This window comes from Arthrobacter sp. Edens01, from assembly GCF_001307035.1.
Classification (GTDB): Bacteria; Actinomycetota; Actinomycetes; order Actinomycetales; family Micrococcaceae; genus Arthrobacter_B.
The window spans coordinates 1-333 of sequence record NZ_LKIU01000006.1; the positions used below are offsets into that span (position 1 = coordinate 1).

At 61.9% G+C, this 333-nt stretch carries 1 protein-coding gene; it reads left to right on the plus strand.

Translation table 11 applies throughout. The features are described 5' to 3' along the window. Positions 1-333, plus strand: a 333-nt coding sequence (locus tag AO716_RS14535; RefSeq protein ID WP_152970025.1) for an SDR family NAD(P)-dependent oxidoreductase, incomplete at both ends; no start/stop codon positions are given.

Here is a 333-nt window from a genome sequence, read left to right on the forward strand (position 1 = left end):
ACTTCGGCGGGCTGGACATCCTGGTGACCAATGCCGGGGTGCTGCGGGATAAGTCGCTGCTGAAGATGACCGATGAGGACTTTGACCTGGTGATCAACGTGCACCTGCGCGGAACGTTTACCTGTGTCCGGGAAGCGTACGCGTACTTCAAGGAAAACAACGTTCAGGGCCGGATCATTGCGATTGGTTCTCCGACGGGCCAGCGCGGGAATTTCGGGCAGACCAACTACGCGGCGGCGAAGGCCGGGATCGTGGGGATGGTGCGGACCTGGGCCATGGAGATGAAGAAGGCCGGCGTTACCGCCAATGCCGTCATTCCGGTGGCGGCGACGG